At 39.9% G+C, this 14,129-nt stretch carries 14 protein-coding genes; 6 read left to right on the top strand and 8 right to left on the bottom strand.

Going from position 1 to position 14,129, the window contains the following annotated elements:
• Positions 1–4: 4 nt before the first annotated feature.
• Together IHV10_RS11310 and IHV10_RS11305 are read right to left on the bottom strand one after the other, a co-directional pair.
• A complete protein-coding gene (locus tag IHV10_RS11310) occupies positions 5–628 on the bottom strand; it encodes a methanogen output domain 1-containing protein (RefSeq protein ID WP_197129217.1) in 624 nt (207 codons plus the stop codon).
• Between the two features lie 121 nt (positions 629–749).
• On the bottom strand, positions 750–1,247 hold the full coding sequence (locus IHV10_RS11305; RefSeq protein ID WP_197129214.1) for a GNAT family N-acetyltransferase: 498 nt from the start codon (positions 1,245–1,247) through the stop codon (positions 750–752).
• A gap of 301 nt (positions 1,248–1,548) precedes the next feature.
• On the opposite strand from IHV10_RS11305, the gene IHV10_RS11300 reads away from it, so the two are divergent.
• Positions 1,549–2,448, top strand: a complete 900-nt coding sequence (locus IHV10_RS11300) for a LysR family transcriptional regulator (RefSeq protein WP_197129212.1) — start codon at positions 1,549–1,551, stop codon at positions 2,446–2,448.
• Positions 2,449–2,458: 10 nt separating this feature from the next.
• Here IHV10_RS11300 and IHV10_RS11295 read toward each other — a convergent pair whose 3' ends face one another.
• Entirely contained in the window at positions 2,459–2,638 is a 180-nt protein-coding gene (locus IHV10_RS11295; RefSeq protein ID WP_197129209.1) for an aspartyl-phosphate phosphatase Spo0E family protein, read from the bottom strand.
• A gap of 535 nt (positions 2,639–3,173) precedes the next feature.
• On the opposite strand from IHV10_RS11295, the gene IHV10_RS11290 reads away from it, so the two are divergent.
• The 5 genes from IHV10_RS11290 to IHV10_RS11270 all read left to right on the top strand — a co-directional run bounded on the left by IHV10_RS11290 (position 3,174) and on the right by IHV10_RS11270 (position 8,590).
• Entirely contained in the window at positions 3,174–4,670 is a 1,497-nt protein-coding gene (locus IHV10_RS11290; protein WP_231618252.1) for a spore germination protein, read from the top strand.
• 3 nt (positions 4,671–4,673) lie between these two features.
• Positions 4,674–5,774: a GerAB/ArcD/ProY family transporter gene (locus tag IHV10_RS11285; protein WP_197129203.1), complete on the top strand. Its 1,101-nt coding sequence runs from the start codon at positions 4,674–4,676 to the stop codon at positions 5,772–5,774.
• Positions 5,771–6,913, top strand: coding sequence for a Ger(x)C family spore germination protein (locus IHV10_RS11280; protein ID WP_197129200.1), 1,143 nt, complete (start codon positions 5,771–5,773; stop codon positions 6,911–6,913). The genes IHV10_RS11285 and IHV10_RS11280 overlap by 4 nt, the downstream gene beginning before the upstream one ends.
• A gap of 288 nt (positions 6,914–7,201) precedes the next feature.
• Positions 7,202–7,858, top strand: a complete 657-nt coding sequence (locus IHV10_RS11275) for a hypothetical protein (protein ID WP_197129198.1) — start codon at positions 7,202–7,204, stop codon at positions 7,856–7,858.
• 6 nt (positions 7,859–7,864) lie between these two features.
• Positions 7,865–8,590 carry an alpha/beta hydrolase gene (locus IHV10_RS11270; protein WP_197129195.1) on the top strand — a complete coding sequence of 242 codons (726 nt, stop codon included), beginning with the start codon at positions 7,865–7,867 and terminating at the stop codon, positions 8,588–8,590.
• A gap of 303 nt (positions 8,591–8,893) precedes the next feature.
• Here IHV10_RS11270 and IHV10_RS11265 read toward each other — a convergent pair whose 3' ends face one another.
• From IHV10_RS11265 to IHV10_RS11245, 5 genes are all read right to left on the bottom strand, one after another.
• Complete coding sequence (locus tag IHV10_RS11265) at positions 8,894–9,796, bottom strand: AEC family transporter (protein WP_197129976.1); 903 nt, start codon at positions 9,794–9,796, stop codon at positions 8,894–8,896.
• A gap of 73 nt (positions 9,797–9,869) precedes the next feature.
• Positions 9,870–11,303, bottom strand: a complete 1,434-nt coding sequence (locus IHV10_RS11260; protein WP_197129192.1) for an aldehyde dehydrogenase family protein — start codon at positions 11,301–11,303, stop codon at positions 9,870–9,872.
• A gap of 18 nt (positions 11,304–11,321) precedes the next feature.
• Positions 11,322–12,212 (bottom strand): class II fructose-bisphosphate aldolase, encoded by an 891-nt coding sequence (locus tag IHV10_RS11255; RefSeq protein WP_197129189.1) that lies wholly within the window; start codon positions 12,210–12,212, stop codon positions 11,322–11,324.
• A gap of 24 nt (positions 12,213–12,236) precedes the next feature.
• Entirely contained in the window at positions 12,237–12,953 is a 717-nt protein-coding gene (locus IHV10_RS23015; RefSeq protein WP_197129186.1) for a GntR family transcriptional regulator, read from the bottom strand.
• Positions 12,940–14,112 (bottom strand): diphosphate--fructose-6-phosphate 1-phosphotransferase, encoded by a 1,173-nt coding sequence (locus IHV10_RS11245; RefSeq protein WP_197129183.1) that lies wholly within the window; start codon positions 14,110–14,112, stop codon positions 12,940–12,942. Before IHV10_RS11245 ends, IHV10_RS23015 begins: the two co-directional genes overlap by 14 nt.
• Between the last annotated feature and the right edge of the window lie 17 nt (positions 14,113–14,129).

Genomic DNA, 14,129 nt, shown 5'->3' with positions numbered 1-14,129 from the left:
ATCTTTATGATTTTCCACTTTTTAATTCTTCGAGCTCATTTAGAAGTGATTCAACCATCTCATCACATTTTTTTAGCTCATTATTAAGCATACTGATGGTCTCTTCTTCCCAAGAAAAAGGATCACCGTTTTCAGGTGTGACTGGAATGCCTTGATAGATATCTCCTTGTTCTCGTTCATCAGGCTGAAAGTAAATGGCTACTTCACAGATAGGATTTCCTAAGGCTATCCTTTGACGCAGCGAGACCTTTCCATAACCAAATTTTCGTGCTGCTATTCCACCAAGTACACTGGATGTCATTTTGCATAAGTGCGGTGCATCCTTAACAAACTCCCCGAAAGGACACTCTTTTGCACGAACTATTACATGGTCAGGCTTTACACTGACAATCTCAAAATGCCCGCCGATGGAATTTTTTAAATCCACAATGACATGAACGTATTGATCAACTGTCCAGTCTAATGGATCATCATAAAATCTTTCTATCCATTCGCCGGTACGTAGACCTAGCTGCTCAATATATCTTTCCGCAGCGGGACCAATTGCTTTTTTATGAATATGGGCATATTGAGTAATGAGTTTTGCTAAAAAAGTGTGTCCATTCAATTCACCTTTTGAAAGGTTCATACTGCATCTACCCTTTCTTTTGAATTACATGCTGTTTCACTTATTTTGGCAAGATATGGACAACACTCTTTGGATACCCGAATGAGATGGTTTAAAACATTATTTTAATTATCCAAGTAAATTATTTTTGTGACTTTTCCCAATAGATCATATCGTCTACCTCTCTTATGATCATAAATCCTGATTTTTTCAGTACTTTTACAGATGCAGTATTACTTACTAGACACTCTGCAGAAATACTTTCAACTTCTGGATGTGAAGAAAGCCACTCCGTGAATCCAATTACCATTTCAGTGGCATACCCCTTGTTTCGTGCTTCACCTACCATGCCATATCCAATCTCAACTCTCCCCTTCTCATCTGGTGGAGCTTTACATCCTATTTCTCCAAATAGTGTACGTGTTTCCTTGTCAATGGCTATTCTGCCCCATGCACTACTATCAGGCGTTTGTTGCAGCTTGTCTTTTTGAATCTTGATCAACTTCATATATTGCGGACTCGGCCACTCTTTGGATACATTGTAGTTTAGTAAATTGATCAGATCTTCTTTACTCTTAAGTGTGGCCTCCGCAAGTTCATAAGTAAAAGGGAGTAATAGAAGACGGTGCGTTTCAATCATTTTTCTTTTCCTCCTTTGTCAGGGGCTAATGGTTTTAACTATACTTAATAAATGTCGGGTATATGGTACCTTCTCTTAAAAAGTATTCGTTTATTAACAATAATTCCCTTGTACTTAACCCTTCCGTATTCATTCAAGAACTTTGACACATGTAACTACTTAAACTAACTAATAGATTCAATTGATCTTTTTCATAAATTTCTTTCCTAAATTACTTTAAATGCAACAACTTTCTCGTTATTTAAGATAAAATGAAATAAAATTAACTTAGTTAAACATAGCTTAAATAAAGGAGATAACGATGAACTTAGAACAAATGAAATATATTGTAGAAGTGGCCAAAGAAAGTTCGATTACGAAGGCGGCAGACAAACTACACCTATCTCCTTCAGCGATATCACAATCTATCACTCAACTTGAAAAAGAGTTTGGCGTTACCATTTTTACTCGGTCTAGACAAGGTACAATTCCCACTACTGATGGAAAATTTATTGTATCAAAAGCCTACGAGATTCTTAAGAAGATGCAAGAGCTTCATGAAGAATTAGCAGATAAACAACATGCAAAAAAACATGTTTTAAAGGTTGGTTGTGCACCAGCTTTAATGTACATCGTGTACGATGCCTTCTTATTGTTTCATGAACAATTTCCTGAAACGAACGTTATGATTAGAGAGATCGATCAAGATCATATATTAGAGGAAATGAAGAACGGACATATTGATATTGGATTAAGTCCATTTACCGATTATGAAGTATCCAACCTTCAGCATGAAAAAGGAGTGGATTATGAACTGTTGTATACGGGACATGTTTGCGTTTGTGCAGGCAAGAAATCTTCGTTGTATTACAAAGATTTTCTTACTCCAGATGAGTTGAGCGATGAGAAACTGGTAATTTACAATTCAAAAGGCGGTATAACATTTAATGACAAATACGTAAAGAACGAACAGATTCTATTCTCATCCAATAATATTGAAGTCATGCGTTCTGCGATCTTGGATGGACATGCTTTTTCTTTTGTTTTTAATTTTACTTTCAAAAACAACGCAGATGTAAGAAACAGCAATTTAGCGATTATTCCGTTTATGCAGCCTGATCTGATCTACCAAGACTTCTGGACACTATATCCTTTAACAAAAGGGCTCTCGACAGAAGCGAAAGAATTTAAAGAGAAGGTTAAATTTCTTTTAGACCAGTAATCTCAATATCTTATTTTACAGATGGATTCTCCATGATTGCTTTTTGATAAAGGTAGATTAGTTTGTCCAGCTTTTGACTCTGTTTGACGAGATCAGCATCTGAAAAATCATTGGAGCTTGGTTTAAGATCATACATTTCTTGACGGCAGATTTTAATTTCTTGCAATAGTATATTCAGATCAACATCCATGAATGATTTCCTTTCTATCTACACAATACTTCCAAATAAATGGATATGCATTTATGATAGTTGTTCTTTGTTTTTATGTAAATTTAGAAATAGTTAAAGACCACTAATCTATTCTTAATGTATCTTGTGTTTTATTATTTAAGTAACTTATTTCTAAATGACCAACATCGCTATCCAGTTGATTGGAGTGTAAGGTGCGTGCGTGCCTGCCACCTGAAGTACATCTCGCAAGGCGTGCGACGAGAAAGCTTACTCCTCTAGCATTAACTTGTAGACGCAGGAGCAAGGAGCATAAAGACGGGACAGGTGAGATACCTTATGGCGCAAAACGTCAAGGTTGCTCACCGCACGCCCCCCGAAAAGCGAGCACCTGGAACGGAGATCAACAATATATACGAAAAGAGAAGCTCCATTCAAGCTTATGGGCTTCTCTTTTCTTTTGCACATTCTTTATATTTTCTCTTCTACCCTATTAATGGAATAAACACCTCATTCAATGGACATACCTAGTAAAAAACGAGGGAGGTCTGTTGCATTGAAAAAAGAAGGAAATTCACAAATAGACCACTCCCCATTATTAAGTAACAGTCTTTCTAGCAATCTGGAAGGGATTCAAACTACGCTCGGTCCAACACCTGATTTAAAAATGCTACAGTACGAAATCAGAAATACACCTTTAACTATTCTGTATATGGCAGACTTAGTTGATTCAGATAAGCTGCAGAACATCTTAAAATCAATTAAATATATAAAATACGCACCACCTGTGGATTCGTCGTTGTTTGAGCAAATGTATTCGGATATCTACCTAACCGCTCAAACCGCTAAGATATCGAAAACGAAAGATGTGATCAACCATCTTTTGAGCGGCAAAACCATCATCTTATTGGATTCCATAAACGAAGGCTTTAGTGTGGATACGTATGGCGGCAAAGTTCGGGCGATCGAGGAACCACAAACAGAATCTCTTATTCGTGGGCCTAAAGTAAGTTTTACAGAAGAGATCGGTGTCAATATCGCGATGATTCGTAAACAGATCACAGATGAGAACCTGAAGATAGAGACTTTTGTGATTGGTGAACGAGGGAAGAAAAAAGTAGCTTTATTGTATATAGGTGATGTGATCAATCCTGCAATCGTAGAAGAAGCAAGACATCGTTTACAGCATATAAGCATTGATGCACCTATCGACTCAGGCATTATTGAACAATCGATAGAAGACAACTTTCTATCTCCCTTTCCGCAGTTTATTAGCACGGAACGTCCTGATAAAGTTGCACTCTCACTCTTGCAAGGAAGATTAGCGATTATTCCTGATCAGACAGCAAACGCACTGATTGCACCTATCTCGATCCTGGATACGGTTCATTCTCCTGAAGATTATTATGAAAGATGGCACATCGGGTCACTGCTGCGCATGCTGCGTGCATTCGCTGTTTTCATCTCACTATTTCTTCCATCCTTTTATATAGCACTTGTTTCCTTTCATCAGGGCTTAATTCCGTCACGTCTCGCATTTTCAATTGCCGCTTCGCGTGAAGGGGTTCCTTTTCCAGCATTTGTTGAGGCTCTGATGATGGCGATTACGATGGAACTTTTACGGGAAGCTGGACTGCGTCTTCCGAAACCCATCGGACAAACGATTGGTATCGTAGGAGGAATCGTTATTGGAGAAGCTGCTGTTCAAGCTGGAATCGTTAGTACCGTAATGGTCATCGTAATCGCAATCACTGCAATCGCTTCTTTTACATTACCGGTCTATAGCATGGGTGTAACCTATAGAATCCTCTTGTTCAGTTTTATTTTTGCTGCAGGCATGATGGGACTCTATGGAATTTCACTTGCTTTTATTGTACTTGTCATACATGTAGTCAATCTGACCAGTCTAGGTATTCCATACGCCGCACCTCTTGCCCCTATCTTTATCAACGACTGGAAAGAGCTATTCCTACGCTTGCCCATCTCTTTTATTAAAAAGAGACCTGTTTTCTTAGATACAGTAGATGAAGTCCGTTCAGAGAAAGAGGAATAAACTGTGAGCAAAGTCAAATACACCGATCGTTCCATTAGTGCTAAAGAATTAATGTACGCAGTAGCTTCCATGGTAATTGGTGTTGGTATCTTTAATCTGCCTCGCTATATCACGACCGTAACAAACGGCATCGACGGTGTGATCAGCATTCTTGTAATGGGAGGAATAGTGCTAGGTATCGTATGGATCATGGGTCAATTCGTTCGAATGTTTCCGGGTAAAGGCATCTATGAAATTTTGCTAGGAATCATCCCAAAGCCACTCGCCCTGCCTTTAATCATAATTTATGGTGCATTTTTTGCTTTATTAGCAGCCTATGAAATACGAGCAATCGCAGAGATAACGAAGAAATATTTGTTGCCAAACACGAGCTCTGATAGTTTAAGTCTGCTTTTTTTGCTTGTTACGCTATATGCGCTTTTTGGTTCTCGTACAGCACTCATTCGTATAAACTCGATGTTTTTACCTGTCGTATTAATCGTGTCATTGTTATTAGTAGTTTTAAACATTCGAATCATGCATCTAGATAATTTTTATCCGCTGCTCACAACAGATTTGCAAGGCTATGGATCAGGCATGATCAATATATTCTTTTCGTTCACCGGCATCTCTATAATCTTAAGCTATTCTTACCTTGTTAATGAACCTGATAAAGCATCATCAGCTGCGGTGAAAGGTGTATTTATTTCCATTATCATCTACACGCTGGTCTTTGTTTCGTGTGTGGCTGTCTTTTCTAATCTCGGAACTGATTTTTTAGAGAATCCAACGATCGAGCTAGGTAAGGAGATTGAACTTCCTGGAGGTTTTTTTGAGAGATTCGAATCTGTCTATTTCACCATCTGGATCATGACGATCTTTAATACAACATCGATGTCTATTGATTCTTCACTCGTCGTCTTAGAATCTCTATTTAAAAAAGCAAAGAAAGAGACACTGATCGTCATCTTATCTCCTATCATTTTCTTCGTCTCAATGGTTCCGATTGGCATGGAAGGTATGGAAGCGATGGGAACGTTTATCGGACGACTCAGCTTAGCATTAATTGCAATCGTGCCTGTCCCTCTTTATATTATCGCTAAGATTAGAGGAGTGAAATCATGAAGAAGCTTTGTTATACGCTATCAACCCTCCTCCTTATTAACTTGTTGCAAGGTTGCGGAGCACGAGAGATCGAGAAAAAGGCTTTTGTGATTGGTGTCGGAATCGATCAGGAAACTATGGGTGATGATTCGAATCAACCAATGATGAACGGAACCTTTCAAGTGGCTGTCCCAAGGTCCCTAAAACCTGAAGTAACGAACGAAAAAGCGTATCAAAACTTTCAGGAAAAAGGACATGATATATCCGAACAAATATCAAAAATTGCTCAATTCTCGAATAAAGAGTTATATTTTGCCCACAACCAGATCATATTGGTTTCAGATAAGGTTGCAAGACAACCAGAAAGAATGGAGCGTCTGCTAGATTTTTTTGTCAGACATGAAGATATTAGGCGGAGTGTACGTGTCTTTATTACAAAAGGAGACACGAAGCAGTATCTTGACGTTGAGAATAACGAAAAACTACCATCACTCTATATCGATACACTGTCTGCTAATGTACAAAATCATTCCCGTACTGCGAGCATTAAGAGGTTAGGAGATCTGCAGGAAGACCTGTTAGCTCACCGTTCTTTCGTCCTGCCAATGTTACATTATAAGAATACAGAAGAGATCAAGCTTGGTGGTGCCGCTATCATAAAAGGGGAATCAAGCAGATTAACGCAAATACTTAATGAAAAAGATACAGAAGCTATGAACATTTTGAACGGTGAATTTCAAAAAGGCATGCTTTTTTTCGAATTAGATGAGGATCTCTACATCTATAAAATAGATAAATCGAAAAGTAAGATCAAACTCGTTCCAACTAAAAACGGTCAGCTTACATTCACGATCAAAATCAGCCTAGAAGGAGAGATTCAAGAAGTCAATAAACAGATGGATTCACGTACCGTTTCAGCAGATCATGTGAAAAAAGAAGTAGAAAAACAGGTCGCTAAAAAAACAGAGTCATTTATTAAGAAACTTCAGAACCAATATAAAACCGATATTCTAGGTCTCGGTGTCTACATGGAAAAGCATCATCATAAAGAGTGGCTAAAACTAAAAAATGACTGGGAAACAGGTGAAAATCACTTTAGCCAAGTAAAGATAAACACACAGATCCATACGACAATTAGCTCAGCAGGAGGTCTAAGATAAGCGATGATCGAAATGAATGAATTTTTAACCCGCATTCTTACTTGGCGGTTTATCTTTTTCACCCTACTATCCTTCTTATTTCCATTCACCTATATCACGCTATATAAGTTGCTGCAAAAAAGAGGTATGCCACTATGGAAAAAGGAAGCGCGAACCACTTCAAAAAAAATGAACAACACGTGAAATTCGTTGTTGATGTTCCTCATTTTTTGACTATGATGTACTCATAACGTTTCGCCTTGTATGGATAAGGTAATTCTTATGAGTATAAACTTTGGGGGGAATTTCATGGATACAGTCTTCTATTTTATTTATACAGCGGCTTACCTTGTTTTGCTTATCATGTGCATAAACTTCGGTAACAGATGGGATGCTTCTTCCCTACTCTTTTTGGTAGTGTTCGGACTTGTTTATGATAACGGATTGATCGCTATAGGGAAATTCTTAGGTGAAGGACCACTTTTAGAGAATTTGAGCTATTTACGATTTTGGTTTCATGCGTTCTTCACACCTACCCTCGTTCTATTTTCATGGAGTGTTTTAAACAGAGCTGGAATTGAGTTCGCCAAACGTAAAATTGTATACATAGTAGCTCTTTTTTACACGATCGCCCTTGTCATAATGGAAATTATCACTGAAACATATGGGGTAAAAATCGTTCCTGAAAGAGAACACGGTTTACTTCGATATGTTTCTGCAGAACCTTCATCAGGTCCTCCTCTCATGGTTCTGTTCGTGTCTATTGCTTTGATCACGGCAGGAGCGATCCTCTGGAAAAAAACAGGCTGGAAGTGGATGTTGATTGGTTCAGTTGTGATGACAGTTGGAAGCGCGGTTCCTATATCTGTGGAAAGTGCCGCTGTCACGAACGGCTTTGAGTTGTTTTTGATGATCACGCTTGTTGCAACAAAGATTCATCAAGACCGCCAATTGAAAGGTGCTTAACTTAATATGAAAAGGATAATCAAAAGAGCAATTCTTGTAATCGCAGTACTATTGGTATGCTGCTTGATCGGATTTTTTGTGTGGACTCAACAGACATATGAACCTACTAAAGAACTGTTGAAAAGTGTTGGAGACATCGAGCATGAAGACGATTGGGTAACGTTCAAACCTAGTGGTACTAATAAAGAAGTTGGGGTTATCCTTTATCCGGGTGCAAAAGTTGAACCAGAAGCATATGGTTATCTCGGTAAAGTATTGTCAGACGCTGGGTACACCGTCGGAATTCCGAAATTTAATCTAAATCTTGCGATGCTTGAAGCAAATAAAGCAGAAGAATGGATTAACCGTAATCCATCGATTAAGAAATGGTTTATTGGAGGGCACTCCTTAGGAGGGGTAAGCGCTGCTACATTTGCACATAAAAATCCCAATGTAGTAGATGGTGTTATCCTGCTTGCCTCTTATCCTGCTAGTGGAGATGACTTTTCCAACAAAGACACACCGATCTTGTCTATTTACGCAGAAAAAGATGGGCTAACGACTAGGGATAAGATTAAGGAAACGAAAAGCTTGCTGTCACGTGAGACTGTTCTATTTGAGATTCAAGGCGGAAATCATGCTGGATTCGGCATGTATGGAAAACAAAAAGGGGATAATGAAGCTGACATTTCAGCTAAAACACAGCAGGATATTGTTGCGGAAGAGATAATTAAGTGGTTAGAAAAGCATTAACACATAAGCAAAAAAACTCACTATTTTTGTGAGTTTTTTTATTTATTAAGGCTTTTTTCGTATTCATTGTTGCTTTTGAATGAGTTGTTCCGTTGCAGATGCTCGCTTTCCGCAGGGCAGGCGGTGAGCCATATTCGTACGGTTCCGTAAAAGTGTCTCACCTGCCTAGTTGCAGTGGCTAGCCCCTCGAGGTCAAAAGTTTAACGGTCTGTGATGAGCAAAGTGCGCCTTCATAGCCCATTCAACTTTTGCTTGTCGGGGCTGAACGAGCCACTTCCACTTTTCATTGAGTTCTTCTCATCCTTAAATTAAAATCGCGAGCAAGATGGGCAGCGTGATCAGTGAAAAAAGTGTACTTACTAAGGTTGCACTCGATACGAAATCAGGCTCTGTTCCAAACTGTAACGCATACATCGTCGTATTTGCTGCTGAAGGCATCGCAGCCATCAGAATCATAATCGCTGCGAGCATATCATCTATAGGAAGTATCAACGTGATACAAAATGCGATCAGAGGTGACACCGCTAATTTTAGTAGCAACGAATACGTTAACTTCTCCACCTGTACATGGCGTAATGATATTTTCGCGAGCTGCATACCGAGTATGATCATGATGGTCGGTATCGCAGAGTTCGCCACAAGATCAAGAGCTTCTGCCACAGAACCTTTTATCGGTATGTGTAACTGTTGAAAGACAACACCCGCTATCGCTCCATATACGATTGGCATACGCCTTACTGCTCTTAATGCTGAAGAGATACCATCGTTTTCTGGGCTGCCTTTTGCTGCATAATACACACCAACTGTACACATGACTAACTGCTGAATAACCATAAGAACAACCGCATAATCTAACCCTGCAGCCCCAAACGCGAACAGCGCGACTGGCGTACCATAGTTCCCATTATTCATAAAAGCAGAAGCTAAAATGACACCGCATGTTTCCCGCATATTGTATCTTTTAATATAACTGATCACATACACGAGACCGATTAAAGTGAAACATAGAATGAGCGTATAGATGAGCATATATCCATACGTTTTCGTAAAAGTAGTTTCATAAAACGTCCGAAATACGAGAAAAGGAGACATCAGATAAAGTGCCATCTTGGAAAGGGTTTGCGTTTCAAAACCTATCGTTTTTTGGCCGATAAACCCGATACCAAAGATCGCAAATACCGGAAGAATAATGCTCAACAGCTCTATCATGTCTTACCCCTTCTTTCTGTTAACTACAACGGAAAAAGGCTGACCAAGTGAGATCAGCACTTTTTTCTTGCTACAAATTTAAAACAATGATTCGTTCTTCAGTCATCTCTTCAATCGCATAGCGCGGGCCTTCTTTTCCAGTCCCGCTCTTCTTTACGCCACCGTATGGCATGTGATCCACTCGATATGCTGAAGCATCGTTTACGATAAGTCCGCCCACTTCAATCTCTTTTGCCGCTTTCATAGCGAAAGCAAGATCGTTTGTGAAGAGACCTGCTTGCAATCCATAATCCGAGTCATTCACTTGTTCGATCACTTCGTCTATCGTAGCATATGTGTCTATCCCAACAACAGGACCAAACACTTCTTGTTTACAAACTTTCATGTCACTTTTAACATCTGATAGTATCGTAGGCTCGTAAAATGCTCCATTCCGTCTACCACCCGTTACAAGAGTTGCTCCGTCAGCCACTGCTTCGTTCACCCACTCTTCAACACGCTCTGCTTCTGCCTGTCGAATCATCGGGCCGATATCGGTAGTTTCGTCTAATGGATTACCGGATTGCAGCTGCTCTGTTTTATCTTTTAATAATTGAATAAAAGGAGTTTTCACATCTTGATGAACATATACACGCTGAACAGAAATACATACTTGACCTGCATTATTAAAACTTTTGTTTGCAATGAGTGCTGCAGCCTTTTCAAGATCCGCATCTTTGTGAACGATCGTTGCGGAGTTATTTCCTAACTCCAGTGACACTTTGCGAAGTCCTGCCTTTTGTCTGATGATTTCACCGACTCTTGGACTTCCGGTAAAAGTAAACATCTTAACATCTTGATTTTCTAGTAGCCAACCGCCTACTTCTGCACCATCACCTGTAATGACTTGGAGCCTGCCATCAGGCAAGCCAGCTTCCTTAAATACCTCTGCTAACATAAGGGCACACAATGGGGTAACTTCAGCGGGCTTTAACACGACTGCATTTCCTGCAGCGAGAGCTGGACCAATCTTATGACAAACAAGGTTCAACGGCACATTAAATGGTGTAATTGCTGCAATAACACCAACTGGAACTCGTAGTGTAAAAGCCATTCGATTTTCAGAACCTGGTGCTGATTCTACAGGAACCCCTTCACCGTGGATACGCTTCGCTTCTTCAGCTGAGATTTCAAGTGTTTGTGCAGCTCGTTCTACTTCGACTCTTGAATCACGAATCGGCTTACCTACTTCAGCGACTAACACTCTAGCAAACTCTTCTTTTTTCTCCAATAATAATCGTGCAGCATTTGTAAGCACAAGATAACGGTCGTATGCCGAGAAGGTTTCTTTATATGCTTCTTTGGCTCCTTCTACCGCTTCATCTACATCCTTTTTTTCAGAGCGCGCAATCGCAGCTTCTACATTCTGCGTATATTTATTGAGTACTTCCAACACCTCTGTTTTTTCTTTCCACACACCGTTAATCCATAGTCCGTACGTTTGATACGTTGTATTTATCGCCACAAATCATCACTCCCTATTTTATAACGTTATGACCTTTTCGCGCGTTGTGAATTCACTCGCTTTTCCTGCACTTCCGAATAGACGTATTTTCTCCTGAACTTTTTTCTGCATTACTTCACGGCCTTTGCCAAGGGAAACAGCTAGATGAAATTCTTCAGGATTTTCTTCAAGAACTTGCTGCATGCCTTTTGTGAATGATTGTCTAAGCTCTGTATCCACATTGATTTTTGCAATACCTAACGAAACTGCTTTTGTAATCTGCTCATCCGGCACATCAGAACCACCATGAAGAACGATCGGACGGTTAACCGCTGCTGAGATTTCTTTTAATCGTTCAAATGCCAGTTTTGGAGGATTCTTATAGATACCATGTGCTGTACCTATTGAGACGGCAAGATAATCTACATCCGTTGCTTCAACAAACGCCACAGCCTCTTCAGTTGCTGTAATCATTGCATCTTCTTCAGCAACTGTTATGTCATCTTCCGTTCCGCCAATCTTACCGATCTCACCTTCAGAACCGATTCCAAGCGCACGTGAAGCGTCTACAACTTTTCTTGTTATTGAAGTATTCTCTTTGAACGAAAGAGCAGAGCCATCAAACATAACGGATTGAAAACCGAGCTGGATGGCTTTCATTGTTTGTTCATATTCCCTGCTGTGATCCAGATGGATACAGACTGGAACAGATATGTTTTTCATGAATACATCAATCATTGCCTTCATCGGTTCAAGCCCGATCGTGTTGATCACTTTTTGCCCAACTTGAATCATGATTGGTGCTTGTTCTTGTTCAGCAGCTTCCAAGATAGCAAGGATGGTTTCTGCGTTATGTGCACTAAATGCCCCAACAGCGTATTGGTTCTCGTAAGCATGTGTTAGCAGTTCTTTTCCTGATATATATCCCATAGTAATACCTCCGAATGTTTTTATTTAACGTCTTAGTTCAATGTCATAGTGGTATTGGTCACTTCTATATCTTGTTTTTGTATATTCGATCGGCTTGTCGTTTAGTCCATAACTCAGTCTAGTCATCTCTAAAAGAGCTTCTCCTGCACGAATTCCAAGTAGATCTGCTTCAGATATCGTAGAATTTATAGCAGAAATTTTTTCATCTGCACGTTTTAACAAAATATTGTCTTCTTCCAGGATGGAATAAAATTTAGCAGTATCCAGATCGTGTTTCATCAGTAACTTTCCGATCGCTTCTGGCCAACATGATCGTTCTAATGCGATCGGGACATCATCTGCAAATCGGATGCGTTCAATGATAAGGACTTTTTCATCTTCTTTTAATCCTAGCTTTGTTTTTTCAAAGAAAAGCGTATCAATAAATTCTGCACGAAGAACTTTAGAGTGAGGAACTTGTCCTTTTTCCATTACTTCTTCTGCAAATCCTTTTAATCTTTTTAATGAGCCAACAAGCTGTTGCGGCTTTACAACCGTTCCTTTTCCTTGTTGTTTCTCTAAAAGACCGTCAGCCACAAGCATATTAATCGCTTGTCGAATCGTCGTGCGGCTTACACCGAATTGCTTCATAAGCTCTTGTTCAGTTGGAATAAGTTGGTTCGGACGCCAGATTTGCTGCTGTATTTTCTCAATCAAATGATCTTTTACTTGCAGATATAATGCTGTATTATTGCTTTTCATATAATATTCTCCTCTTTCTCACAGTGGGATAAGCTTGTAGATCTTCCCCTGCGAGAGGTCGGAGCCATTTGTAATAGGCTTCCGGGTCATTAATAAATGCATCAGGTAGGAAACGTTCCCCACCCTGCGCAACAACTTGCAGAGGACAGCTATTCATACTAAAAGTATAATCTATATTTGCCGATCGTTGTATGCTAACCATTCTCCCCGTCTCACCATGTAATACAAGTCTTGCAGCTTCTCGTCCCACTTCAAAGGCTTCCACTTGATCTTGCTTAGAAATAACTGCTGATGAGCTGCGCTGATTCATACCAAGAATCTCAGCTCTAGCCATCACACCAAGTTCTGTTTTGATCATTTTCTCAAGCACGCCAGAAATGCCGCCAAGAATCGTCCTGCCTTGAACATTCGCTTTCTCGACCTGTTCTGAAGTGGCATTCATTTTACACCCTTCAGCAACAACAATTGTCGCGTATCCAAAAGATCGAACAGCTTCACTAACATTTGCTAAAAAATGTTCTGGTTCAATGATTCGTTCCGGAACATAAACGATATGTGGCCCATCATCTTCTCCATTTCTCAAAAGACCGCTTGCGGCAGCGAGCCATCCTGAGTTACGCCCCATCGTTTCTAGTATTCTTACTTGCTCAAAATTCTGCATGGCACATAGATCTCTACTAATATCTCTGACAGCAGTTGCCACATAACGCGCGGCACTTCCAAAGCCAGGTGCATGGTCCGTTTCAGCTAGATCATTATCAACCGTCTTCGGTATGCCGATGACTTGAAGATCATAGTTAATGTGACGCGCTTGTTCAGCTAGCTTATGAAGAGCAGCCATCGTACCGTTGCCGCCAATAAACACAAGAGTATCAATTCCATGCTTCTTTAGATGCAAAAGTGATTTTTGAATCTTTTCAGTTGTAAATTCATAGCGTCCTGAACCAAGGCATGCACCGTTTACATATCGATGTGATTTGATCCATCCTAAAAGGTCATCATCAAGCTTTTCGATGTCGTTTTCATATAAACCTTGATAGCCATTATAAACACCGAATAACTCTACTTCTTGTTGGAGCGATTCTACAAAACCTACTAAACTGGCATTGATGACGGCTGTTGGACCCCCAGCCTGCCCAATTGCTACTCTCTTTGCCATCTAAGTTCGCTCCCTTC

Origin of the sequence: Fictibacillus sp. 5RED26 (assembly GCF_015903895.1) — a bacterium.
Taxonomy (GTDB): domain Bacteria; phylum Bacillota; class Bacilli; order Bacillales; family Fictibacillaceae; genus Fictibacillus; species Fictibacillus phosphorivorans.
This window is presented reverse-complemented; position numbering and strand designations above follow the sequence as displayed.

What these genes read in the sequence shown, in the direction of transcription:
- IHV10_RS11275 (WP_197129198.1), top strand. Translation starts at nt 7,202, where the DNA reads ATGGATACAGTCTTCTATTTTATTTATACAGCGGCTTACCTTGTTTTG.
- IHV10_RS11245 (WP_197129183.1), bottom strand. Translation starts at nt 14,112, where the DNA reads ATGGCAAAGAGAGTAGCAATTGGGCAGGCTGGGGGTCCAACAGCCGTC.
- IHV10_RS11300 (WP_197129212.1), top strand. Translation starts at nt 1,549, where the DNA reads ATGAACTTAGAACAAATGAAATATATTGTAGAAGTGGCCAAAGAAAGT.
- IHV10_RS11295 (WP_197129209.1), bottom strand. Translation starts at nt 2,638, where the DNA reads ATGGATGTTGATCTGAATATACTATTGCAAGAAATTAAAATCTGCCGT.
- IHV10_RS11280 (WP_197129200.1), top strand. Translation starts at nt 5,771, where the DNA reads ATGAAGAAGCTTTGTTATACGCTATCAACCCTCCTCCTTATTAACTTG.
- IHV10_RS11310 (WP_197129217.1), bottom strand. Translation starts at nt 628, where the DNA reads ATGAACCTTTCAAAAGGTGAATTGAATGGACACACTTTTTTAGCAAAA.
- IHV10_RS23015 (WP_197129186.1), bottom strand. Translation starts at nt 12,953, where the DNA reads ATGAAAAGCAATAATACAGCATTATATCTGCAAGTAAAAGATCATTTG.
- IHV10_RS11255 (WP_197129189.1), bottom strand. Translation starts at nt 12,212, where the DNA reads ATGGGATATATATCAGGAAAAGAACTGCTAACACATGCTTACGAGAAC.
- IHV10_RS11270 (WP_197129195.1), top strand. Translation starts at nt 7,865, where the DNA reads ATGAAAAGGATAATCAAAAGAGCAATTCTTGTAATCGCAGTACTATTG.
- IHV10_RS11305 (WP_197129214.1), bottom strand. Translation starts at nt 1,247, where the DNA reads ATGATTGAAACGCACCGTCTTCTATTACTCCCTTTTACTTATGAACTT.